The sequence below is a fragment of the Tardiphaga sp. genome, assembly GCF_044336785.1.
In the GTDB taxonomy this organism is placed as follows: domain Bacteria; phylum Pseudomonadota; class Alphaproteobacteria; order Rhizobiales; family Xanthobacteraceae; genus Tardiphaga.
The window spans coordinates 14,248-35,855 of the sequence record NZ_JBIIOT010000053.1; the positions used below are offsets into that span (position 1 = coordinate 14,248).

The 21,608-nt window shown below is 62.5% G+C and carries 22 protein-coding genes; 12 read left to right on the forward strand and 10 right to left on the reverse strand.

Going from position 1 to position 21,608, the window contains the following annotated elements; translation table 11 throughout:
* Positions 1 to 169 precede the first annotated feature (169 nt).
* Positions 170 to 844 (forward strand): Crp/Fnr family transcriptional regulator, encoded by a 675-nt coding sequence (locus ACIQ2A_RS15890; RefSeq protein WP_398480840.1) that lies wholly within the window; start codon positions 170 to 172, stop codon positions 842 to 844.
* A gap of 190 nt (positions 845 to 1,034) precedes the next feature.
* Here the strand turns inward: ACIQ2A_RS15890 and ACIQ2A_RS15895 are convergent, their stop codons facing one another.
* The 8 genes from ACIQ2A_RS15895 to ACIQ2A_RS15930 form a co-directional block, all read right to left on the reverse strand.
* Entirely contained in the window at positions 1,035 to 1,730 is a 696-nt protein-coding gene (locus tag ACIQ2A_RS15895; protein WP_398480842.1) for an ABC transporter ATP-binding protein, read from the reverse strand.
* Positions 1,730 to 2,479: an ABC transporter ATP-binding protein gene (locus ACIQ2A_RS15900; protein WP_398480844.1), complete on the reverse strand. Its 750-nt coding sequence runs from the start codon at positions 2,477 to 2,479 to the stop codon at positions 1,730 to 1,732. The genes ACIQ2A_RS15895 and ACIQ2A_RS15900 overlap by 1 nt, the downstream gene beginning before the upstream one ends.
* Complete coding sequence (locus ACIQ2A_RS15905; RefSeq protein ID WP_398480846.1) at positions 2,476 to 3,777, reverse strand: branched-chain amino acid ABC transporter permease; 1,302 nt, start codon at positions 3,775 to 3,777, stop codon at positions 2,476 to 2,478. Before ACIQ2A_RS15905 ends, ACIQ2A_RS15900 begins: the two co-directional genes overlap by 4 nt.
* On the reverse strand, positions 3,774 to 4,721 hold the full coding sequence (locus ACIQ2A_RS15910; RefSeq protein ID WP_398480848.1) for a branched-chain amino acid ABC transporter permease: 948 nt from the start codon (positions 4,719 to 4,721) through the stop codon (positions 3,774 to 3,776). Before ACIQ2A_RS15910 ends, ACIQ2A_RS15905 begins: the two co-directional genes overlap by 4 nt.
* A 12-nt stretch (positions 4,722 to 4,733) precedes the next feature.
* Positions 4,734 to 4,880, reverse strand: coding sequence for a hypothetical protein (locus ACIQ2A_RS15915; RefSeq protein ID WP_398480850.1), 147 nt, complete (start codon positions 4,878 to 4,880; stop codon positions 4,734 to 4,736).
* A 116-nt stretch (positions 4,881 to 4,996) separates the two neighbouring features.
* Positions 4,997 to 6,244, reverse strand: coding sequence for a branched-chain amino acid ABC transporter substrate-binding protein (locus ACIQ2A_RS15920; RefSeq protein WP_398480852.1), 1,248 nt, complete (start codon positions 6,242 to 6,244; stop codon positions 4,997 to 4,999).
* A gap of 139 nt (positions 6,245 to 6,383) precedes the next feature.
* Positions 6,384 to 8,828 carry a CoA transferase gene (locus ACIQ2A_RS15925; protein WP_398480854.1) on the reverse strand — a complete coding sequence of 815 codons (2,445 nt, stop codon included), beginning with the start codon at positions 8,826 to 8,828 and terminating at the stop codon, positions 6,384 to 6,386.
* Between the two features lie 63 nt (positions 8,829 to 8,891).
* Positions 8,892 to 9,734, reverse strand: coding sequence for a uroporphyrinogen-III synthase (locus ACIQ2A_RS15930; protein WP_398480856.1), 843 nt, complete (start codon positions 9,732 to 9,734; stop codon positions 8,892 to 8,894).
* Between the two features lie 107 nt (positions 9,735 to 9,841).
* Here ACIQ2A_RS15930 and purU point away from each other — a divergent pair, with 107 nt between their 5' ends.
* Entirely contained in the window at positions 9,842 to 10,702 is an 861-nt protein-coding gene (gene purU, locus ACIQ2A_RS15935; RefSeq protein WP_398480858.1) for a formyltetrahydrofolate deformylase, read from the forward strand.
* Between the two features lie 18 nt (positions 10,703 to 10,720).
* Here the strand turns inward: purU and ACIQ2A_RS15940 are convergent, their stop codons facing one another.
* Positions 10,721 to 10,987: a hypothetical protein gene (locus tag ACIQ2A_RS15940; protein ID WP_398480861.1), complete on the reverse strand. Its 267-nt coding sequence runs from the start codon at positions 10,985 to 10,987 to the stop codon at positions 10,721 to 10,723.
* 323 nt (positions 10,988 to 11,310) lie between these two features.
* On the opposite strand from ACIQ2A_RS15940, the gene ACIQ2A_RS15945 reads away from it, so the two are divergent.
* Both ACIQ2A_RS15945 and ACIQ2A_RS15950 read left to right on the forward strand, forming a co-directional pair.
* On the forward strand, positions 11,311 to 13,209 hold the full coding sequence (locus tag ACIQ2A_RS15945; protein ID WP_398480863.1) for a beta strand repeat-containing protein: 1,899 nt from the start codon (positions 11,311 to 11,313) through the stop codon (positions 13,207 to 13,209).
* A 9-nt stretch (positions 13,210 to 13,218) separates the two neighbouring features.
* A complete protein-coding gene (locus tag ACIQ2A_RS15950; RefSeq protein WP_398480865.1) occupies positions 13,219 to 13,920 on the forward strand; it encodes an autotransporter outer membrane beta-barrel domain-containing protein in 702 nt (233 codons plus the stop codon).
* A gap of 74 nt (positions 13,921 to 13,994) precedes the next feature.
* On the opposite strand, the gene ACIQ2A_RS15955 is transcribed toward ACIQ2A_RS15950, so the two are convergent.
* Positions 13,995 to 14,474, reverse strand: a complete 480-nt coding sequence (locus ACIQ2A_RS15955) for a MarR family winged helix-turn-helix transcriptional regulator (protein WP_398480867.1) — start codon at positions 14,472 to 14,474, stop codon at positions 13,995 to 13,997.
* A gap of 228 nt (positions 14,475 to 14,702) precedes the next feature.
* Here ACIQ2A_RS15955 and ACIQ2A_RS15960 point away from each other — a divergent pair, with 228 nt between their 5' ends.
* The 8 genes from ACIQ2A_RS15960 (at position 14,703) to ACIQ2A_RS15995 (ending at position 21,561) form a co-directional block, all read left to right on the forward strand.
* A complete protein-coding gene (locus ACIQ2A_RS15960; protein WP_398480869.1) occupies positions 14,703 to 15,872 on the forward strand; it encodes an ABC transporter substrate-binding protein in 1,170 nt (389 codons plus the stop codon).
* Positions 15,873 to 16,012: 140 nt separating this feature from the next.
* Entirely contained in the window at positions 16,013 to 16,879 is an 867-nt protein-coding gene (locus tag ACIQ2A_RS15965; protein WP_398480886.1) for a branched-chain amino acid ABC transporter permease, read from the forward strand.
* A 4-nt stretch (positions 16,880 to 16,883) separates the two neighbouring features.
* Positions 16,884 to 17,900, forward strand: a complete 1,017-nt coding sequence (locus tag ACIQ2A_RS15970) for a branched-chain amino acid ABC transporter permease (protein ID WP_398480871.1) — start codon at positions 16,884 to 16,886, stop codon at positions 17,898 to 17,900.
* Positions 17,897 to 18,649 carry an ABC transporter ATP-binding protein gene (locus tag ACIQ2A_RS15975; protein WP_398480873.1) on the forward strand — a complete coding sequence of 251 codons (753 nt, stop codon included), beginning with the start codon at positions 17,897 to 17,899 and terminating at the stop codon, positions 18,647 to 18,649. Before ACIQ2A_RS15970 ends, ACIQ2A_RS15975 begins: the two co-directional genes overlap by 4 nt.
* Positions 18,642 to 19,379 carry an ABC transporter ATP-binding protein gene (locus tag ACIQ2A_RS15980; protein ID WP_398480875.1) on the forward strand — a complete coding sequence of 246 codons (738 nt, stop codon included), beginning with the start codon at positions 18,642 to 18,644 and terminating at the stop codon, positions 19,377 to 19,379. The genes ACIQ2A_RS15975 and ACIQ2A_RS15980 overlap by 8 nt, the downstream gene beginning before the upstream one ends.
* Before the next feature lie 19 nt (positions 19,380 to 19,398).
* Positions 19,399 to 20,517 carry a cobalamin-independent methionine synthase II family protein gene (locus tag ACIQ2A_RS15985; RefSeq protein WP_398480877.1) on the forward strand — a complete coding sequence of 373 codons (1,119 nt, stop codon included), beginning with the start codon at positions 19,399 to 19,401 and terminating at the stop codon, positions 20,515 to 20,517.
* Between the two features lie 19 nt (positions 20,518 to 20,536).
* Complete coding sequence (locus ACIQ2A_RS15990) at positions 20,537 to 20,950, forward strand: hypothetical protein (RefSeq protein WP_398480880.1); 414 nt, start codon at positions 20,537 to 20,539, stop codon at positions 20,948 to 20,950.
* 227 nt (positions 20,951 to 21,177) lie between these two features.
* Positions 21,178 to 21,561, forward strand: coding sequence for a hypothetical protein (locus ACIQ2A_RS15995; RefSeq protein ID WP_398480882.1), 384 nt, complete (start codon positions 21,178 to 21,180; stop codon positions 21,559 to 21,561).
* Positions 21,562 to 21,608 lie beyond the last annotated feature (47 nt).

Here is a 21,608-nt window from a genome sequence, read left to right on the forward strand (position 1 = left end):
GAGCTTATCGCGCCCGGTCGATCTCGGCCATTCGACTAATGAACCTTCCGTGATCATTCTCCCTACGTTAAACCGGCTCCGGGAAATGTCTCGCGCCCGACAATCTGTCAGGCATTTTGTCGCGTGGCATGGTTTGTTGCGTCGCAACAAGTGGATAAGCGGCGGTGGCATGATTGCTGCGGATCATCTGAAGACCATCGCGGCGTGGGCGCGCGATCTTACCGAGCGCGAGATCGAGGTCGCGCGTGCCGGCGTCAATGAGCGATCCTTCAAGGCGAACGAGTTCGTCTCCATGCGCGGCGACGTGTTCGATTACTGGACCGGCGTGGTGTCGGGTCTGGTCAAGATCGGGACCATCTCACGCAGCGGCAAGGAGGTCAGCATCACCGGGCTCACGGCGGGGGCGTGGTTCGGCGAGGGCAGCGTGCTGAAGAACGAGCCGCGCCGCTACGACATCGTGGCGATGCGCGATTCACGCGTGGCGCTGATGGACCGGACGACCTTCTTCTGGCTGTTCGAGAACAGCGTCGGCTTCAACCGGTTTCTGGTGTCGTTGCTGAACGAACGGCTCGGTCAGTTCATCGCGCTGACCGAATATGGCCGCATGCTGGATGCGACCGGACGATTGGCGCGGTGTATTGCGTCGCTGTTCAACCCGATCCTGTATCGCGACGCCAACCGGCATCTGGACATCACGCAGGAAGAGATCGGCGCGATCTCCGGCATCTCGCGGCAGAAGGCCAATCAGTGCCTGCAGACGCTGGAGAAAGAGGGCCTGCTGCGGTTGGAATATGGTGGCGTGACGGTGATCGATCTGGAGCGGTTGAGCACGTATGGGGAGTGAAGCGGCGTCTCTGATTGCCGCAAGCAGTTTGCGGCCATCCTTCGAGACGCGGCCTAAGAAGGCCGCTCCTCAGGATAAGGGAAGAGTGTAGCGCTATAAAAGACCCTCATGGTGAGGAGCCCGCGAAGCGGGCGTCTCGAACCATGCAGGCCGAGCACTATCCTCATCCATTGCCGCAAGCGGGGAGAGGTTAAACCTCCAGCCATTCTTTCCGCACGCCGTCATTCGCCTTCAGCTCCGCGGGTGTGCCCTCGAACACGATGCGGCCGTGGCCCATCACATAGACCCGGTGCGAAATGCGCAACGCGATCGACAGCTTCTGCTCCACCAGCAAAATCGCCACGCCGCGCCGTGCGATCTCGGCAATGAGGTCACCGACCTGCTGCACGATCAGCGGCGCCAGACCTTCCGTCGGCTCGTCGATCATCACCAGTTCCGGATCGCCCATCAGCGTGCGGCAGATCGTGAGCATCTGCTTCTCTCCGCCGGACAGCACGCCGGCGGCCGTATCGGCACGCCTTGCGAGGTTTGGGAACATCTCCAGCATGTCGTCGAGCCGCCACTTGCCGGGCTTGCGCGTGTCCTTGATGCCCAGCATCAGGTTCTGTCGCACCGTCAGGCCCGGAAAGATGTCACGATGCTCCGGCACATAGCCGAGGCCGAGATGCGCGATCTTGAAGCTCGGCAGGCCCGCAATGTCCTGGCCCTTGAACTTGATGCTGCCGTGTGGCGGCACCTCGCCCATGATCGCCTTCACGGTGGTGGAACGGCCAACACCGTTGCGGCCGAGCAGGCTCACCACTTCGCTGGCATCGATATGCAGGTCCACGCCCTGGAGGATGTGGCTCTTGCCGTAATAAGCGTGCAGATCCTTGACCTCGAGCATCAGGCAGCCTCCTCGCCGAGATAGGCTTCCTTGACCTTCTTGTTGCCGCGGATCTCGTCCGGCGTGCCGGTGGCGATCACCTCGCCATAGACCAGCACCGAGATGCGATCGGCGAGGCCGAACACCACGCTCATATCGTGCTCGACGATCAGCAGCGTTCGCCCTTCGGTGAGACGCCGGATCTGCTCCACCGCGCGCTCCGTTTCGGCATGGCTCATGCCGGCGGTCGGCTCGTCGAGCAGGATCACATCGGCGCCGCCGGCAATGGTGATGCCGATCTCCAGCGCGCGCTGCTCGGCATAGGTCAAGAGCCCCGCCGGGACGTCGCGGCGCGACACCAGGCTGATGTCCTGCAGGATTTGCGCGGTGCGCTCGCGCACCTCGGGCAGCGAGTCCACGTTCTTCCAGAACGCGTAGCGATGCCCGGTGGCCCACAGTACCGCGCAGCGCAGGTTCTCCCACACGGTCATCTTGGCGAACACATTCGTCACCTGGAACGAGCGCGACAGTCCGCGGCGATTGATCTGGAACGGCGGCAGGCCGGAAATGTCCTGGCCGTTCAGGAGAATGGTGCCGGTGGTCGGTTTCATATAGCCGGAGATCAGGTTGAAGGTCGTGGACTTGCCGGCACCGTTCGGGCCGATCAGCGCATGGCGTTCGCCCTTGGCGACCTTCAGATCGATGTTCTGGATCACCTTTGTGATGCCAAACGTCTTTTCGACGCCGTGCAACTCGATGGCGTTGCTCATGCGGCCACTCCCTTGGCACGGGCTTCAGTGAGGGCGTCGTCCCAGCGTGCAGCGATCATCTTCCAGGTCTTGCGTGCAACCAAGGCGCCCGCGAACAGCAGCACGGCCGCAATGGCCCAGACCGCCCGGTTCTCGGCGTCAAACGGGATGCCGAACGCCTTGATATGCGAATCCCCGCCCGCATGGACCATGTGAAACACGATGACTTCAACCGACAGGATGAAGCCGACCAGCATCGCCAGCGTCGGGATGAAGGCGATGAGATAGCCCGGGAGCACCCGGCCGATCGTGCCCGCCTTGATCAATGGCCAATGCATCATCAGCAGGCCCGTGAGGCCGCCCGGCGCGAACATCACCACGGCAATGAAGATCAGGCCGAAATAGAGCTGCCACACCTGCGTGAGGTCGGAGAGCCCGAGCGACAGCAGCGTCACGAAAATGGCGCCGACGATCGGGCCGATGAAGAAGCCGACGCCGCCGATATAGGTGGCGAACAGCACGGTGCCGGACTGCACGGCGCCGAGATAGGCGGAATTGGCGATCTCGAAATTGATCGCCGCCAGGGCGCCGGCGATGCCGGCGAAGAAGCCGGAAAAGCAGAAGGCGATGTAGCGGATCACATGCGGATCGTAGCCGACGAATTGCACGCGTTCGGGGTTGTCGCGCACAGCGTTGCACATCCGCCCGAGCGGCGTGCGAGTGAGCGCATACATCGCGATCACCGCGATCAGCGTCCATCCCGCGACCAGATAATAGATCTGGATCTGCGGGCCAAAGCTCCAGTCGAACAGGCGGAACACCTTTGTCCGGTTGGCGGACACACCGGCTTCGCCGCCGAAGAATGTGCGCAGGATCAGCGCGGATGACGCGACCAGTTCGGCGAGGCCGAGGGAGATCATCGCGAAGGCCGTCCCGGAGCGTTTGGTCGAGACCCAGCCGAGCAGCATTGCAAAGATGAGGCCGGCTGCGCCGCCGATCAGCGGCACCAGCGGCAGCGGGATCGCGAATTTGTTCTTGGCGATGATGTTGATGGCATGGATCGCGAGGAAGCCGCCGAGCCCGTAATAGACCGCGTGGCCGAACGACAGCATGCCGGTCTGGCCGAGCAGGATATTGTAGGACAGCGAGAAGATGATCGAGATGCCGATCAGGCTGAACGTCGTCAGCGATCCGCCGGAAGAAAAGATCTTTGGCAGGATGAGGAGCGCGGCGGCAGCCACGATCCACAGGCCGTAGAACTTCAGGCAATCGGAGGCCGAGGGCGCGGGCGGCGCGATATTCATAGTGGCGTCGCTCATGTTTCACGCGTCCCGAGCAGGCCCATCGGGCGGAACATCAGGATCAGCACCAGCAGCAAATAGGGCATGATCGGTGCGATCTGGGCGATGGTGACGTTCCAGATATCGGACAGCCAGGTAGCGGCGAGGTCAGGGCCCAACGGTCCGAAGGCGCCGGCGAGCGAACCGTTCATCGAGACCGCAAATGTCTGCACGAGCCCGATGAGCAGCGACGCGATGAAAGCGCCCGGCAGTGAGCCGAGGCCGCCGACGACCACGACAACGAACAGGATCGGGCCGAGCAGCCCGGCCATGTTGGATTGCGTCACCAGCGCGGGGCCAGCAATCACACCGGCCACTGCCGCCAGCGCGGTGCCGACGCCGAACACCAGCATGAAGATGCGTCCGACATTGTGGCCGAGATGGCCAACCATATGCGGATGGGTGAGGGCGGCCTGCACGATCAGGCCGACGCGCGTCTTCTTCAGCGTGATCAGGAGGCCTGCAAAGATCACGATGGAGATCACCAGCATGAAGATCTTGAACGCGGGATAGTTGGTGGAGAACAGCGTGAAGGCCGGAAAATCCAGCAGCGCCGGGACGCGGAAATCCACCGGGCTCTTGCCCCAGACGATCTGCACGATTTCTTCAATCGCGAAAGCGAGGCCGAAGGTGAACAGCAGTTCCGGCACATGGCCGTATTTGTGCACCTGGCGCAGGCCGTAGCGCTCGACCATGGCGCCGAGCGCGCCGGCGAGCAGGGGCGCGATAATCAGCGCCGGCCAGAAGCCGAACCATTTGCTGATCTGGAAGCCGAAAAAGGCGCCGAGCATGTAGAAGCTGGCATGGGCGAAATTGAGCACGCCGAGCATGCTGAAAATGACCGTCAGGCCCGAGGCCATCAGGAACAGCAGCATGCCGAACAGAATGCCGTTCAGCGTGGATATGACGATGAGTTCGAGCATGAAAATCCTCCGTCATTGCGAGAAGCGAAGCCACGAAGCAATCCAGTCTTCCTTCGCGTGGTTCTGGATTGCTTCGCTGCGCTCGCAATGACGATCGTTGCGGATGTCGTTTTCCTTAACCTCGCCCCGCTTGCGGGGAGAGGTCGGATTGCGCAGCAATCCGGGTGAGGGGCTCTCCACTTGCTCCGAGATTGCGGAGGCTCCCCTCATCCGACCCGGCTTCGCTGCGCTATGCCGGGCCACCTTCTCCCCGCAAGCGGGGAGAAGGGAGATACTTACGGCCGTTCCATCTTGCAGGTGGTTGGCAGCATGGTGTCCTTGGTGTCGACCTTCGCGGCCAGCTTCCAGCCCCAGCCGGTGTTTTCCTCGTCGAACGGCTCCTTGTCGGTGCGTTCGCCGAAGGACGAGATGTAGATCGGCTGGAAGAACTGGTGGTCGTCCTTGCGCATGATGCCTTCGCCGCCATTGAAGACTTCGAACTTCATGTCTTCCAGCGCCGCCGCAACCTTCACCGGCTCGAGCGATTTCGCCTTCTCGGCGGCGGCCGCAAACATCCGCATTTCGTTCACAGCGCGCGGATACCACAGGCCGAGATTGACCTTGGCGCGGAAGGCCTTTTCGAAGTCCACCGACGCCTTGTGGTCGATATTGGCAAAACCTTCGGTGATCTGGAACACTTGGTGGTTGAGTCCGGTCTGCTTGATGGCGGTCGGGCCACCGGCGCCGCCGGCATAATAGGTGTACCAGCCCACCTTGAGGCCCGCGTCAGCGGCTGCCTTCAGCAGCAGCGCAATGTCCTGGCCCCAATTGCCGGTGATGACGCTGTCAGCACCCGATGCCTTGATCTTGGCGATATAGGGCGCGAAGTCGGTGATCTTGAGCAGCGGATGCAGTTCGTCGCCGACGATCTCGACATCGGCGCGCTTGGCCTTGAGCATCGCGCGGGCCTGGGTGCGCACCGACTGGCCGAACGAGTAGTCCTGATTGATCAGGTACACTTTCTTGATGTTCGGCGCGGTCTTCATGTAGTTGGTGAGCGCTTCCATCTTGATGTCGGAATTCGCGTCCCAGCGGAAATGCGCGAAGCTGCATTTGTCGTTGGTGAGGATCGGATCGACAGCGGCATAATTGAAGTACAGGACTTCCTTGCCGGGATTGCGGTCGTTGTATTTGGTGACGAAGTCGGACAGCGCGCCGCCGACGGACGAGCCGTTGCCCTGGGTGATATAGCGCACGCCGCTATCGATGGCCTTCTGCGCCTGGATCAGGCTCTCCTGCGGATTGGTCTTGTTGTCGAGCCCGATGACCTCGACCTTCTTGCCGAGAATGCCGCCCTTGGCATTCAATTCCTCGGCCAGGTACTGGAAGGTCTTCAACCCGCCTTCGCCGACGCTGGCGCCGCCGCCGGACAGCGGATCGATATAGCCGATCTTGACGGTTTCCTGGGCCATTGCTGCGGTGCCGAAGAACGGCAATGCGAGGCTCGCGCCAATAGCCAATTTGATGAGATGCCGTTTATGCATGTGTTTTCTCCCTGATTTATGGATTGGATTGACCGTGGCTCCGGCGCCGAATCTTTGCTGATCCGTTCATCGGCGGTTCTTGGCGGCGAGTGTGAGCGAATGCAGCAGAGGCCGCAAGCATCCCTTCGTCGTAGGCACATTACTTCGCGGTAACGGTGGCCTTGGCCTTTTTAGATATCGCCGTATCGCCGATGATTTCCGCACCGCGCAATTCGGCGATCTCGCTCGCATCAAGCCCGAGCACCTCGCGCAGCACCTCCTCATTGTGCTGGCCAAGCGTCGGCGCCAGTTGGGTGATGGCATAGGGCGCACGGGAACTGCCTTCGCGATAGGCAACCGAGGGCAGCAGATGCGGGCCCATGAAACGGCGCGTCTTCGGCTGCCAGTGGCCCGTGGAGAGCAGATGCGGATCCCCGGCCATGTCCAGCGGCAGCCGCGCGGTGCCGGCCGGCACGCCGGCATCCTGCAGCGCATTCATGGCAAGCTCCGGCCGCACCGTCATGGTCCAGTGCCGGATCGCCACCTCGATGCGGTCCTCGTCGGCACGCCGGCCGTCGGCGGTGGCGAGGGCGGCGTCCTCGGCGAGGTCTGGCCGGTGGATGACCTTGCAGAGCGCCTGCCATTCGTCGTCATCGCGGACGGCGATGGTGAGCCACTGGTCTTCGCCGATACAGGGGAAGCAGCCATGCGGCACGAAGCGCGGATGGCGATTGCCGAGCCGCGGGCCTGTCGTGCCGTTGATGGATTGCTCGATCACCGACGGCGCCACCATCGGCAGCAGGGCTTCGGTGGCACTGAGATCGATATGCTGGCCTTTGCCCGTTTGCTTCTGATGCATGAAGCCGATCAGCAGCGCCGCCGCCGCGCTGACGCCACCATAGGGATCACCAAGCGCCGTATGCACCATGGTCGGCGGATCACCTTCGCGGCCGGTGATCGAGGGCAGGCCCGAAGCCTGCTCCAGCGTCGAGCCATAGGCACGCACGCCGCTCCACGCGCCGGTCATGCCGAAGGCCGGCATGGTGACCACGATGAGTTTTGGATTGAGCTTTCGCAGAGAGTCCGGATCGAGGCCGAGCCGCGGCATGACATCGGCGGCATAGTTGTCGATCACGGCATCCGCATCGGCGATCAGGCGCTTGAGCAGCGCGAGGCCTTTCGGCTGCGTAAGGTCCAGCGTGATGCCGCGCTTGTTGCGGTTCATCTGCTGAAACCAGTAGACCTTCTCGTAAGTCCGCTCGGGATGATACGGCCCGCGCGGATCGGTGCCGCGAAACCAGTCGGGATACTGGCACGACTCCACCTTGATGACATCGGCGCCGAGATCGCCCATCTGCCGTGTTGCGGTCGGGCCGGCCCAGCCCATGGTGAGATCGACGATGCGCAGGCCCTTCAAGGGCAGCGGATCATCGAGCGTCGCCTGTCGTGTCGCAATGCGATCGCGGGGCTTGAAGTCAGCAATTTCATCGCTGCCCGCGAGCGGCGCTTTGCCATTGGCGATCGGCGGCGAGCCGGTGAGGTGCTGCGGCAGCACCGGCGCCTCGAACGAGCCGCTGCCGATGGTCACTTTCGCGAAAGCGCCGCGCGTGCGGTAATAGGGCTGGCGCAGCAGTTCTTCCATGCTCGGCACCACCGCCAGCGGGATGCGCAGCTCGATGCCTTTTTCGAACCAGTAGTCAGCGCTCTGCTGCAGCAGGATCGGCTGGAAGATGGCGGCAAGCTCGGCGGAGTTGTTGGCGCGCGCGAGGCCGTCAGTGAATTTGGTTTCCTTCTCCAGCTCTGGCAGGCCCAGCATCACGCAGAATGCCGCCCATTGCGCCGGGGTCACCACCGTGACGCCGAGCCAGCCATCCTTGGTCGGAAAATTGCCGACGGGATAACCGCGCCCGAAACGATTGAGCGCTGTGCGTGGCCGCGTGAAGCCGACCTCCAAAGCCAGCCCGGTGTCGAATTCGCTGATATGCAGCATCGCGGCATGGGCGCTGACCGCAAATCGCCGCGCGCCGCGCTTGCGATCATAGAGCCCGGCCAGTGTCGGGATGAACGCGGTCAGCGCCGTCATCACCGAGATCTGGCCGTCGCGCGGCAGCACCGGTGGGCCTTCCTTGGCACCGACGAGTTTCACATTGCCGGACAGCGCACGGCAGATGGCATCGGTGGCGCGGAAATCTGAATAGAGCCCGTTCTCGCCGAACCACGAGATCGCCGTGATGGCGAGGCCGGGATTGTCGCGGCGCAGATCGTCGTGAGTGAGCAATGATGTCGGAATGCTCGCAGGGGCTCGCGCATCCAGCAGCAGATCGCAGCTTTGCAGCAGCTCCTTGATGGCGGCGACATCCGCGGCATCGTCGAGATCTGCAACCACGCTGTGCTTGTTGGTGTTCAGCCAGGCGAACACGCCGCCCTCACGCGTGCCGTTGCCGGCATCGACAACCGGCGCATGCTGCCGCATCGGATCGCCGCCATCAGGTTCGATCTTGATGACCTCAGCGCCGAAATCGGAAAACAGCTTGCCGCAATAACCCAGCTGGTCGCCGGATCCAATTTCCACCACACGCAAATCGGCCAGTGGCAATTTCGACATTCCATTCCCGCCCGTTCATTCTTGTTGGGCGGGCATCATGTCGGGATGTGTGCGTGGGTCAAGTCACGCAGTCGCGTTTCGCGTTGCAGATTGGCCAAGCGCCACGGACATGGCGGAAATCAGCGGGCGCATGAAGAATGCATCCTCGGCCGGCGTGATCGATGCGCGAAAACCGTAAGCCTGCAACTCGTCTGAGACGACAGGGCCAACGGACGCAATCGGAGTCTTCGCAAGTGCGCTGCGCAATTGCTCTTCACGCCCATGCGCACGCGCGGCATCGACCAGCCGTCGCACCTGACCCGAACTGGTCAAGGCGATGGAATCGATGCGGCCACTCTCCATCTCGTCGATGGCAGCAAGGATGTTGGTGTCGGCGGCCTTGGAGTCGTAGATGTAGGGCAGCACGGTATCGATGCTGGCGCCCAGCGCCGCGATAGCGCCGATCAGCACCGTGTGGTCCTTCTCCGGATAGAGCTGCAGTCCCACGCGGCGGCCTTTGAGGTCATATGTCGCCAGCATCTCGGCGATCCCCTCCGAGGTCGGCTTCTCGGTCGTGACATCCGGGGCGAGGCCGATCTCGCGCAGCGCCTTACCGGGCTTCGGCCCGCGCGTGAATTTTCGCGATTTGCTGACGGCCTCGACAAACGCCGTTTCGCCTCCATGCTGCCGCACCACTTTGAGAATGCGGCGCAGGCCTTCGCCGGTCATCAGGACCAGGTCGTCGAAGGGGCTTGCGACAAACCGAGCGATCCAGTCCAGCACCGGTTTCGGGTCCGGCGCGTCCTCGATGGTGAACATCGGGCATTGCAGCACATCCGCGCCTTTCTCCTTGAGAAGTCTGGAGAATTGCGCCTCTTCGCGGGTTTCCAGGATCAGGATGCGGGTGCCGTCCAGTCGCTCAGCCATGGTGGCATCTTTCATTTACTGCAGTGCGCAATCGGATTGGCGCAAACCTATGCCAGATGATAGAGCAGGGCAAAATTTCTCCCTGAATCTCAAGCCAGTAGCCCCAGATGTCGCACCACTTCGTCCTCACTTTGTCCTGCCCGGATCGCCCCGGCATCGTCTCCGCCGTCTCGACCTTTCTCGCCCATAACGGCCAGAACATCGTCGATGCCCAGCAGTTCAACGAAAACGAGACCGGCGTGTTCTTCATGCGCGTGGTGTTCAATGCGGCCGATGTGAATGTCGATCTTGCCTCGCTGCAGACCGGCTTCGGCGCCATCGCCGAGCGCTTCAAGATGGCCTGGCAGATGCGCGATCAGGCGACCAGGCGCCGCGTCATGATCCTCGCTTCGAAGTCGGATCACTGCCTCGTCGATCTGCTCTATCGCTGGCGCACCGGCGAACTCGAAATGATCCCGACGGCGATCGTCTCCAACCATCCGCGCGAGACCTATAGCGGCATCGATTTCGGCGATATCCCGTTCCATCATCTGCCGATCACCAAGGAGACCAAGAGCGAGCAGGAAGCCGCGATCTGGGCTCTGGTGAACGAGACGAAATCCGAGCTTGTCGTGCTCGCGCGCTACATGCAGATCCTGTCGGACGACATGTCGGCAAAGCTGTCCGGCATGTGCATCAACATCCATCACTCGTTCCTGCCGGGCTTCAAGGGCGCGCGGCCCTATCACCAGGCCCATGCGCGCGGCGTCAAGCTGATCGGCGCGACCGCGCATTACGTCACCAGCGATCTCGATGAAGGTCCGATCATCGAGCAGGATGTCGAGCGTATCAGCCATCGCGACTCGCCGGACGATCTCGTGCGCAAGGGCCGCGATATCGAGCGTCGCGTGCTGGCCCGCGCCGTGCGCTACCACCTCGAGGATCGCGTGATCCTCAATGGCAAGAAGACGGTGGTGTTCACCAATTGATATGAGAGGTCGGCGCCATCAGTGGATGGCGCTGGCCGACGGCGATGTGGCCGGATCGGGACCATGGGCAGCATCGCCTTGCGGCTGCTGGCTCTTCTTCAGATAAGCGTCATATTCCGGCGTCCCCGGCCGCGGCGGTGCATCGGCCGGCAGGCCGCCCGCCCATGCGGGAATGAGATCGGCCATTCCCCCGGCCACGAACGAACTGATCGATCCGCAGCCAGACAGGCTGCAGGACAGCAGGACCAGGCTGACGGCGGTGACGAAGCGGCGATTGATGGGCATTGCGGCAACACGGCGAGGTTGGGTGGGTGAACACTCACCAATATGGCGCAGTTTCCGGAAAATTGAAGGTAGCGGGGGGAGAAAATTAAATTTGCTTGCCCGTCGCTCTTGAGAGGCTCGCGTCCACGTGACATCCAGCCGACAACGTCGCGTTCCGGTTGCGTATATATCTACCTCTCGATGTTTGTGAGTACGCTTTCTGACACCTAGCGTCCCGGTATGGCCGCACCGATTCGGTGCGGCCTGTTTTGGACGCAGGCATTTTGACCAAATCATTGTTTCGACCCTCGCGCTTTCTCGCGGGTACCTCGTTGGCATGCATCATGCTGTCCTCACCGGCCGCGGCGCAGGACGCCACCTGGCTGGCAACGCCGGGCTCCAACAGCCTCGTGACCGGCGCGAACTGGAGCACCGGCACGGTGCCGACCGGTATCGGTTATTTCGGTGCATCGAGCATAACGGCGCTGACGGTGGCAGGAGCGGCGTTCAATATCGGCGCCTGGACCTTCAATGCAGATGCCGCCGCCTACACGTTCACCACCAGTGAATCGCTCAATTTCAGCGGTGCGGGCATCACCGTGAATGGGGGCAGCGTCGGCATCACCAATAATTTCATGCTGGTGTTTCAAAACAGCGCCAGCGCTGGCGCCGCCACGATCAACAACCGCAACACGCTCTTCTTCTACGGTGCAAGCACTGCCGGCAGCGCGGTCATCACCAATGTCGGCACTTACAACCAGTTTTTCTTCTTCGGGACCAGCAGTGCGGGCAATGCCAGCATCACCAGTTCGAACCAGATCAACTTCGAGGGCAATAGCACGGCCGGCAATGCCTCGATCGTCAACAATTCTTATGTCTACTTCAGCGGTAATAGCACGGCCGGAAATTCCACGATCACCAACAACCGCAATGTGGTCTTCTCCAGTTTCGGTGACGGGGGCACGGCGCAGCTCATCAACAACGCGGCCAACAGTGTCATCGATTTCACCTACAGCACCGGCGCGCTCGGCGACAACAAATACACGATCGGGTCGCTTGCCGGCATGGGTGTGGTCTATGTCGGCAGCGGCCGGCTCGGAATTGGCGGCAACAATCTGAGCTCCAGCTTCACGGGAGTAATCAGTGATTGCGGGCCCTCCGGCCAGTCTTGCAGCAATCAGGGTGTCTCGGGCGGCGCATTGTTGAAGACTGGTACCGGCACGCTGACGCTGGCGGGCACCAATCTCTACACCGGCGCAACCGTGATCGAGGGCGGCACGCTCGCGGTGAACGGATCGATCGCGACATCGTCGCTTACCACGGTGAGTGCAGGCGGTACGCTCGGCGGCATCGGCACGGTGGGCAATACGCTGATCGATGGCGGTCGGCTGGCTCCCGGCAATTCGATCGGGACGCTCAACGTCGCCGGCAATCTCGCTTTCACGTCGGGGTCGATCTATGCGGTCGAGCTATCGCCGTCGAATGCGGACCGTGTGAATGTCTCGGGCACTGCAGCGCTCGGTCGTGCGACGGTGAATGCGAGCTTTGCCAATGGAAGCTATATCAATAAACAATACACCATCCTGAACGCCGCCGGCGGCGTCAGCGGCACGTTCGGATCGCAGGTGAACACCAATCTGCCGACGAACTTCACGTCCAATCTGAGCTACGACACCAACAACGCCTATCTCAATCTCACGCTCAATTTCGTGCCGACGCCAACACCGGCGCCACCGACACCATCCTTCGGCAATGGCCTGTCGTCGAACCAGAACGCCGTCGGCAATGCGCTGATCAACTCCTTCAACAGCAATGGCGGCATCCCGCTGGCCTTCGGCGCGTTGACGCCGACGGGGCTGACGCAGGTCTCCGGCGAGACGAATGTCGGCACGCAGCAGCCGGGCTTCACTGCGGCAACGCAATTCGTCGGTGCGCTGTCGGATCCCACCATGGCCGGCCGCGGTGCCAACGCGCCGTCGGCGATGGGCTTTGCGGAGGAGGGCGATCCGATGAACGCCTATGCCTATGCTACCAACGGGCGCAAGCGTTCGGGCAGCGAGCGCGATGCCTATGCGGCCATCACCAAGGCCGTGCCGCTTGCGCAGAATTTCGTGCCGCATTGGAGCTTGTGGGTGTCCGGCTTCGGCGGGACGCAGACCACCGATGGCAATTCAGCCGGTGGAACCAGCACATCGACCAGCCGCATCGCCGGTGCTGCAGTCGGCGCAGACTACTGGCTGTAGCCGCAGACGGTGGCGGGCTTCGCGCTCGCCGGTGGCGCAACCAATTACAGTGTTGCGGGCAGCGGCAGTGGTCACAGCGATCTGTTCCAGCTCGGCGGCTTCGTCCGCCACGAGATCGGGGCAACCTACATTACGGCGAGCGCAGCCTATGGCTGGCAGGGCGTCAGCACGGATCGCGCCGTCGGTGCCGAGCAACTCCGCGCCAAATTCGATACCAACAGCTATACGGCGCGGCTGGAAGGTGGCCATCGCTTTGCGATGCCATGGCTCGGCGGCATCGGCCTCACGCCTTATGCGGCGGCCCAGGTAACCTATCTCGATCTGCCCGCTTATGCGGAAAGCGCCGCCTCCGGTGGCGGCACGTTTGCGCTGGCCTATGCCGCCAAGGGCATCGCTGCACCGCGGACCGAACTCGGCCTGCGCAGCGACAAGTCGTTCGCGATCAACGATGCAGTGCTGATCCTGCGCGGCCGCGCCGCCTGGGCGCACGACTACAACACCGAGCGTTCCGTCTCGGCCACGTTCCAGTCGTTGCCCGGCGCGAGCTTTGTGGTCAACGGCGCGCGCCCTGCGGCGAATGCCGCGCTCACCACGGCCGAAGCCGAATGGCGCTTCGCCAGCGGCATCAACGTCGGCGCGACATTCGAGGGCGAGTTCTCCGAGGTGACGCGGAGTTATGCCGGCAAGGGCGTGGTGCGTTACGCATGGTGATCGTAGGGCGGATTAGCCGAAGGCGTAATCCGCCGGCCGAGTCCATGTGGCGAAGAACGGCGGATTACGCTTCGCTAATCCGCCCTACGGCCTTTGTTTTTCCGCACCTGCACCGCATTCACCGCCGGCGTCTGTGCCAATAGCCGCCGCAGCAGGTCGATCAGCACTTCCACCTCGTCCGGCTTCAGGCAATCCAGCAGCACGCCTTCGCGGTCCAGTGCCAGTTCGATGATCCGATCATGCAGGGCGCGGCCGGCCTTGGTCATCACGATGATGCGCTTGCCATCGCCCTGATCGACCACCGTGACACTGCCGGCATCGGCCAGCGATTTCAGCGTCCGGCTGACCAATCCCTTGTCGAGGTCGAAATACTGGCAGATCTGCTGTGCGGTGCACGCGTCCTCGCTGGCGAGCTTGGACAGGATCCGCCATTCGGTGACGCCGACGCCGAATTCCCGGCGATAGGCGCTCGACGCCCCGCCGGCCAGCTTGTTGGCCAGGAAGTTGATCAAGGCAGGGACGTAGCGCGTGTGGTTGATGACCGGTTTTGTCATGCGAAATGAATTGCTCTGAAACGTCCCAAAACAGGCGCGTCATGGTCTCCTGCTAGACTTTAGCAGTATGTCACGATGCTGCGGAATGACGCAGTTCACGCCTCCGCGGCGCATTGTCAAGGCAACCGTTGACACGTCAACATGGCTTCGATATCGCGGACCGACGCGTATGGGGACTTCGATCTTTTCGGCCTTCAAGAGCCGACATCACGCACAGAGGAGGAAACGATGCTGAGGACGTTTATTTCCGGAGCGGTGGCTGCCGCCGGCGTGTTTGCGCTGGGTGCCGTGGCGCAGGCGCAGGAGACCGTGAAGATCGGCCTGATCGTGCCGATGACGGGTGGCCAGGCCTCCACCGGCCAGCAGATCAACAACGCGATCAAGCTGTATCAGCAGAAGAACGGCGACACCGTCGCCGGCAAGAAGGTCGAGGTCATCCTCAAGGATGACGCCGCGTTGCCGGACAACACCAAGCGCCTGGCGCAGGAACTGATCGTCAACGACAAGGTCAACATCATCGCCGGTTTCGGCGTGACGCCGGCTGCGCTCGCCGCAGCACCGCTCGCGACGCAGGCCAAAGTGCCGCTGATCGTGATGGCTGCCGGCACCTCGATCATCACCGAGCGTTCGCCCTATATCGCGCGCACCTCGTTCACGCTGGCGCAGTCTTCCACCATCATTGGCGACTGGGCCGCCAAGAACGGCATCAAGAAGGTGGTGACGCTGACCTCCGACTACGCGCCGGGCAATGACGCGCTCGCCGCCTTCAAGGAGCATTTTACGGCCGGTGGCGGTGCCATCGTCGAGGAAGTCAAAGTCCCGCTCGCCAATCCGGATTTCGCGCCGTTCCTGCAGCGCATGAAGGATGCCAAGCCCGATGCGGTGTTCGTGTTCGTGCCGGCCGGGCAGGGCGGCAATTTCATGAAGCAATATGCGGAGCGCGGCCTCGACAAGTCCGGCATCAAGGTGATCGGACCCGGCGACGTCATGGATGACGACCTGCTCAACAATATGGGCGACTCGGCGCTTGGCGCCGTCACCGCGCATCTTTATTCGGCGGCGCATCCGTCGGCGATGAACAAGGCTTTCGTGGCCGACTACAAGAAGGCCTACAACACCCGTCCGGGCTTCATGGCGGTCGGCGGCTGGGATGGCATCCATCTCATCTACGAGGCGCTGAAGAAGACCGGCGGCAAGGCCGATGGTGACAGCCTGATTGCGGCGATGAAGGGCATGGCCTGGGAAAGCCCGCGCGGCCCGATCTCCATCGATCCCGAGACCCGTGACATCGTGCAGAACATCTATATCCGCGAAGTGAAGAAGGTGGATGGTGAACTGTACAACATCGAGTTCGCGACCTTCGAGGCGGTGAAGGATCCGGGCAAGACGAAGAAGTAAACTCGGCCCTCATCCTGAGGAGCCCGCGTCAGCGGGCGTCTCGAAGGATGGTATAGCGATCGATGCCCTTGTGCTTCGAGACGGCCCTGCGGGCCTCCTCAGCATGAGGGCATTCCATGTCCAGCGAAGCAGATGTCCTCATGACCCTCCTCACCATCCTGTTCGACGGCGTCGCCTACGGCATGTTGCTGTTCGTGCTCGCATGCGGATTGGCGGTGACGCTGGGCCTGATGAATTTCGTCAATCTCGCCCATGGCGCCTTTGCCATGGCCGGCGGCTATATCTGCGCCATTCTCGTCAATCGCATCGGCTGGCCGTTCTTCGCAGCCCTTCCCATGGCCTTCGTCGCCAGCGCGCTGATTGGTGCTGTGCTCGAGCGCTCGCTGTATCGCCATCTCTACAATCGCAGCCATCTCGACCAGGTGCTGTTCTCCATCGGCCTCGTCTTCATGGCCGTGACGGCGACCGACTATGTCATGGGCTCGTCCCAGACCTTCATCAAGCTGCCGGATTATCTGCAGGGGCAGATCGACCTGTTCGGCCTGCATGTCGGCCGCTACCGGCTGATGATCATCGTCATTTGCGGCCTGCTGACCATCGCGCTGCAGATGATCCTGTCGAAGACCCGCTTCGGCAGCCGACTGCGCGCTGCGGTGGATGATCCGCGCGCGGCCTCCGGCCTCGGCATCAATGTGCCGCAGGTTTTCGCCTTCACCTTTGCCTTCGGTTGCGGTCTCGCCGGCATGGGCGGCGCCCTCGGCGCGGAGATCCTCGGCCTCGATCCGCATTTCCCGCTGAAGTTCATGATCTACTTCCTGATCGTCGTCACCGTCGGCGGCTCCTCCAGCATCACGGGCCCGTTTCTGGCCTCGCTGCTGCTCGGGGTCGGCGATGTCGCCGGCAAATATTACGTGCCGACGCTCGGCGCCTTCGTCATCTACACGTTGATGATTGTGATCCTGCTCTGGCGTCCCCATGGCCTGTTCGGCCGCACGGCGGCGAGGTGAGGGCATGAGCGCGGATTCCACCACCCATCCCGAAGTCGGCACCATCCCCATGGCGCGCGCCCGGTGGCGCTGGCCCGAGGTTGTTTTCTGGCTGTGTGCCGCAGGCTGCATCCTGCTGTTCCCGAACCGCTACCTGATCCTCACCGAAATCGCCTGGCTCGCGCTGTTCGCGCTCTCGCTCGATCTCATTCTCGGCTATGCCGGCATCGTCTCGCTCGGCCATGCCGCCTTCTTCGGCTTCGGCGGTTATTGCGCGGGCCTTCTCGCGCTGCACGGCCTCGTGAAGGAGCCCGTGCTGGCGCTCATCGTCTCAGGTCTCGCCGCGATGCTGCTTGGCTTCGTCACCAGCTTCCTCGTCATGCGCGGGTCCGATCTCACGCGCCTGATGGTGACGCTCGGCATCGCGCTGCTGCTGCGTGAACTCGCCAACAAGTTTTCCAACATCACCGGCGGCTCCGACGGCCTGCAGGGCATCGAGATGCAGCCGATCCTCGGCCTGTTCGCTTTCGACATTTTTGGCAAGGTCGGCTTCATCTATTGCCTGGTCGTGCTGTTCATTCTGTTCGTGGTGGCACGCCGGATCGTGAATTCGCCTTTCGGCCTGTCGGTGCGGGCGATCCGCAACAACCCGCTGCGCGCCTCCGCCATCGGCATTCCCGTCAACCGCCGCCTGATCGCGATCTACACGCTCGCCGCTTTCTACGCCGGCGTCGCTGGCGCGCTCTCGACACAGACCACGGCCTTGGCCTCGCTCGATGGCTTCGCCTTCGATCGCTCCGCAGATCTGCTGCTTGTGCTGATCATCGGCGGCACCGGCTATCTCTATGGCGGCCTGATCGGTGCCGTCGTGTTCAAGCTGATGCAGGAATTCTTCTCCACCATCACGCCGCAATTCTGGATGTTCTGGATCGGCGCCGTGCTGGTGGTGATCGTGCTGATCGGGCGCGATCGGCTGCATCGCTGGGCGATGTTTGTGCCGCTGCTGATCGCCAGCAAATTCGCGCGGAGCAAGGCGCCATGACCATAGCGCTGGAAACCGTCAACCTCGAAAAGTCCTTTGGTGGCCTCCGCGTCACCCGCGATCTTTCGCTGAAGGTCGCCGCCGGCGCGCGTCATGCGCTGATCGGCCCCAACGGCGCCGGCAAGACCACGGTGATCAATCTGCTCACCGGCGTGCTGAAGCCGAATAGCGGCCGCATCATCCTTCAACGCACCGACATCACCGATTTGCCCGTGCACAAGCGCGTGCTGCGCGGCCTGTCGCGCACCTTCCAGATCAACCAGCTCTATCCCGACCTGACCCCGCGCGAGACCGTGGGCCTGGCAGTCTCGGAGCGTCTCGGCCATGGCGGCGACTGGTGGCGCCTGATGGGCACCCGCCGCGACGTCAATGACGAGATCGCAGAGAACCTCGCGCGTTTCCGTCTGCTCGACGTGATGAACGAACGCACGGCGACGCTCCCATATGGCAAGCAGCGCTTGCTCGAAATCGCGGTTGCCATTGCCGCGAAGCCGCGCGTGCTGCTGCTCGACGAACCCGCGGCCGGCGTGCCGGAAAGCGAGCGGCACGACATTCTCGCCGCGGTGGCCAGCCTGCCGCGCGATGTCACGGTGCTGCTGATCGAGCATGACATGGATCTGGTGTTCTCCTTTGCCGATCGCATCTCGGTGCTGGTCAACGGCGCCATGCTGGTGGAAGGCGCGCCCGATGACGTCGCGCGCGATCCGCAGGTGAAGGCGGTCTATCTGGGCGAGGGCGCCGATGTCTGAGCTCCTTGCCATTCAAGAGTTGCGCGCCGGCTACGGCGAAGCCGTCGTCATTCCGAAAATGACCTTGTCGCTCGGCGAAGGACAGGTGCTGGCGCTGCTCGGCCGCAACGGCACGGGAAAGACCACGCTGATCAATTCCATCGTCGGCGTCACCCGCCGCTTCAGTGGCACGATCAAGCTTGGAGCAAATGACGTCACCACGCTCCGCGCCGATCAGCGTGCCCGCGCCGGTATCGGCTGGGTGCCGCAGGAGCGCAATATTTTCCGCTCGCTCACGGTGGAAGAGAACATGACCGCCGTGGCGCAGCCGGGGCCATGGACCGTGAAAAAGGTCTACGAGATGTTTCCGCGCCTCGAAGAGCGCAAGAACAACTTTGGCAACCAGCTCTCGGGCGGCGAGCAGCAGATGCTGGCGGTCGGCCGCGCATTGGTGCTGAATCCGAAAGTGCTGCTGCTGGACGAGCCGACCGAGGGCCTCGCGCCCATCATCGTCGAGGAACTGCTGGCGGCGATCGGCAAGATCTCGCGCACCGGCGGCATCTGTTCCATCATCGTGGAACAGAATGCGCGAAAGATCTTGGGCCTTGCCGACCGCGTCGTGATATTGGAACGCGGCACGATCGTTCATGATGCGGCGAGCGCAGCGTTGAAATCCGATCCCGCCGTGCTGGATCACTTCCTCGGTGTTGCCGGCGCCGGCCATAACAACAAGACATCATCTGCCAACTGATCATTCGGGAGTATCGACCATGCAGAGAACCAAAGCCCCGTTCCGCGCCGATGAAGTCGGCAGCCTGTTGCGTCCGGCGTCCATCAAGGAAGCGCGCGCAAAACTGGAGAAGGGCGAAATCACCGCCGCCGATCTGCGCAAGGTCGAGGATCTCGAGATCGAGAAGGTGGTGCATCGCCAGGCCTCGCTCGGCCTCAAGCTCGCCACCGACGGCGAATTCCGCCGCTCCTGGTGGCATTTCGATTTCCTTGCCCAGCTGACCGGCGCCGAGCTCTATCATCCCGACACCGGTATCCAGTTCACCGGCGTCGAGACGCGCCATGACTCGGTGCGCGTGATCGGCAAGCTGGATTTCCCCGACGATCATCCGATGCTCGATCACTTCCGCTTTCTCAAGCGCCATGCAGATATCGCCGGCGTTGCGGCGAAGATGACGATCCCGTCGCCGGCCGTGCTGCATTTCCGCGGCGGCCGCAAGGCGATCTCCAAGGAAGTCTATCCGGATATCGAAGCGTTCTTCGAGGATCTGGCAAAAACCTATCGCAAGGCCGTGAAGGCCTTCTATGACGCCGGCTGCCGCTATCTGCAGTTCGACGACACCGTCTGGGCCTATCTCTGCTCGGAAGACGAGCTCGCCAAGGTCCGCGCCCGCGGCGAGGATGCGGATAACCTGCAGCAGATCTATTCGCGCATTATCAATTACGCGATCGCCGATCGTCCCGCCGACATGGTGATCACCACCCATGTCTGCCGCGGCAATTTCCGCTCCACCTGGATCTCCTCGGGCGGCTACGAGCCGGTGGCCGAGACGCTACTCGCCGGCACGAACTATGACGGCTACTTCCTCGAATACGACTCCGACCGCGCCGGTGGTTTCGAACCGTTGCGCTTCCTGCCGAAGGGCAACAAGGTCGTCGTCGTCGGCGTCATCACGTCGAAGTTCGGCGAGCTGGAAAAGAAGGAAGACGTCCTCGCGCGCCTCCACGAAGCCGCGAAATTCGCGCCGCTCGAGCAGCTGGCGGTCTCGCCTCAGTGTGGCTTCGCGTCGACCGAAGAAGGCAACATCCTCAGCGAGGACGAACAGTGGGCGAAACTGAGGCTCGCGGTCGATGTCGCGAACGAGGTTTGGGGGAAGTGATCTGATGTGGGCGGGTCCAGTGCGCGTGCTGGCCCGCCTGCTTGTCGTTTTCGTTGCGCTGCTTGCTGTCCCTGTGAGCCGCGCACATGCGCAGTCCGCCGATTTGGCGGGCGAGTGGCGGCAGCTTACGTCCAGCGCGGGCCAGTGCCCGCAATGTCGTATCGCTTTTGCGGGTCAAGGTCAGCGGCTGAAGGTGACAGCCAACAATGGCTGGTCGGCCGATGTTCATATCACGCCAGCCAGCAATCCCGTGAGGGCGACAGGCGAGGGACAATGGCCCCTGCGCATTGAGGGGAAGTCCGTATCGACGCCACTCTATGTCGGCTTTGCCCTGCGCGGCGACCATCTTCACATGACGATGGTTGCCGAACTTCGGCCGGGTCGTAAACAGGTCGTCAAAGCTGTGTTCGGCCGCGTTTGGAGTGGCGTCTAGGGGATACGCGTTATGGCTGCGTTAGGAGCCGTAGGATGGGTTGAGCGCAGCGAAAACCCATCACCACCAGCGGCCGGCATCGATGGGGGATCGCTACGCCCGACCCGTCCCGCCCGCCACGCTCTGGCCCGGATGAACCGAACGATACGCTGGGGGAAGGAGGATGGCGCGAAGCGTCGTCTCTGTTTCACCGCGCTCACGGCGGATCAGCTCGAAAACTACAACAGTTGCGTATCCCGGATACGCGCCATACACTGACGAACCGGAGGGAATCCATGTCCGTTCGCCAGCGTATTGAAAAATATCGATCCTCGGGCGGCGCCGCCGATCTGGTCAGGGTCGAGGTTCTCGTGCCGTTGTCAGCACGGGACGCAGTCATCCGGATGGCGGCAGGTCTTCGCGCCAAGCATCGCGGCGAAAAGGATTTGCAGGCGATGTGCGACGAAGCGTTGGCGCGTTATGGCGTACGCATTCGCGACAATGTCGATCTCGAACGTCTTTCTGTTCTCCGCGATCGTGCTGAAGTCATCGCGAAAGCGATCATGGAAAGGGGTGACGCACAGGCGTTTGCGCTCGGGCGCCGGATACTCGCGCATATGGAGACGGTGTGATGGCGCTCTCCGATCTTCAGAAACGCATCATGCTGCGCCTTGCTGCC

Excerpts from the sequence above, each read along its gene's own strand:
- ACIQ2A_RS15925 (WP_398480854.1), bottom strand. The coding sequence starts at position 8,828 with ATGTCGAAATTGCCACTGGCCGATTTGCGTGTGGTGGAAATTGGATCC.
- ACIQ2A_RS15905 (WP_398480846.1), bottom strand. The coding sequence starts at position 3,777 with ATGAGCGACGCCACTATGAATATCGCGCCGCCCGCGCCCTCGGCCTCC.
- ACIQ2A_RS15960 (WP_398480869.1), top strand. The coding sequence starts at position 14,703 with ATGCTGAGGACGTTTATTTCCGGAGCGGTGGCTGCCGCCGGCGTGTTT.
- ACIQ2A_RS15965 (WP_398480886.1), top strand. The coding sequence starts at position 16,013 with ATGACCCTCCTCACCATCCTGTTCGACGGCGTCGCCTACGGCATGTTG.
- ACIQ2A_RS15895 (WP_398480842.1), bottom strand. The coding sequence starts at position 1,730 with ATGCTCGAGGTCAAGGATCTGCACGCTTATTACGGCAAGAGCCACATC.
- ACIQ2A_RS15890 (WP_398480840.1), top strand. The coding sequence starts at position 170 with ATGATTGCTGCGGATCATCTGAAGACCATCGCGGCGTGGGCGCGCGAT.
- ACIQ2A_RS15900 (WP_398480844.1), bottom strand. The coding sequence starts at position 2,479 with ATGAGCAACGCCATCGAGTTGCACGGCGTCGAAAAGACGTTTGGCATC.
- purU (WP_398480858.1), top strand. The coding sequence starts at position 9,842 with ATGTCGCACCACTTCGTCCTCACTTTGTCCTGCCCGGATCGCCCCGGC.
- ACIQ2A_RS15985 (WP_398480877.1), top strand. The coding sequence starts at position 19,399 with ATGCAGAGAACCAAAGCCCCGTTCCGCGCCGATGAAGTCGGCAGCCTG.
- ACIQ2A_RS15975 (WP_398480873.1), top strand. The coding sequence starts at position 17,897 with ATGACCATAGCGCTGGAAACCGTCAACCTCGAAAAGTCCTTTGGTGGC.
- ACIQ2A_RS15945 (WP_398480863.1), top strand. The coding sequence starts at position 11,311 with ATGCTGTCCTCACCGGCCGCGGCGCAGGACGCCACCTGGCTGGCAACG.
- ACIQ2A_RS15920 (WP_398480852.1), bottom strand. The coding sequence starts at position 6,244 with ATGCATAAACGGCATCTCATCAAATTGGCTATTGGCGCGAGCCTCGCA.
- ACIQ2A_RS15940 (WP_398480861.1), bottom strand. The coding sequence starts at position 10,987 with ATGCCCATCAATCGCCGCTTCGTCACCGCCGTCAGCCTGGTCCTGCTG.
- ACIQ2A_RS15930 (WP_398480856.1), bottom strand. The coding sequence starts at position 9,734 with ATGGCTGAGCGACTGGACGGCACCCGCATCCTGATCCTGGAAACCCGC.
- ACIQ2A_RS15980 (WP_398480875.1), top strand. The coding sequence starts at position 18,642 with ATGTCTGAGCTCCTTGCCATTCAAGAGTTGCGCGCCGGCTACGGCGAA.
- ACIQ2A_RS15970 (WP_398480871.1), top strand. The coding sequence starts at position 16,884 with ATGAGCGCGGATTCCACCACCCATCCCGAAGTCGGCACCATCCCCATG.
- ACIQ2A_RS15910 (WP_398480848.1), bottom strand. The coding sequence starts at position 4,721 with ATGCTCGAACTCATCGTCATATCCACGCTGAACGGCATTCTGTTCGGC.
- ACIQ2A_RS15955 (WP_398480867.1), bottom strand. The coding sequence starts at position 14,474 with ATGACAAAACCGGTCATCAACCACACGCGCTACGTCCCTGCCTTGATC.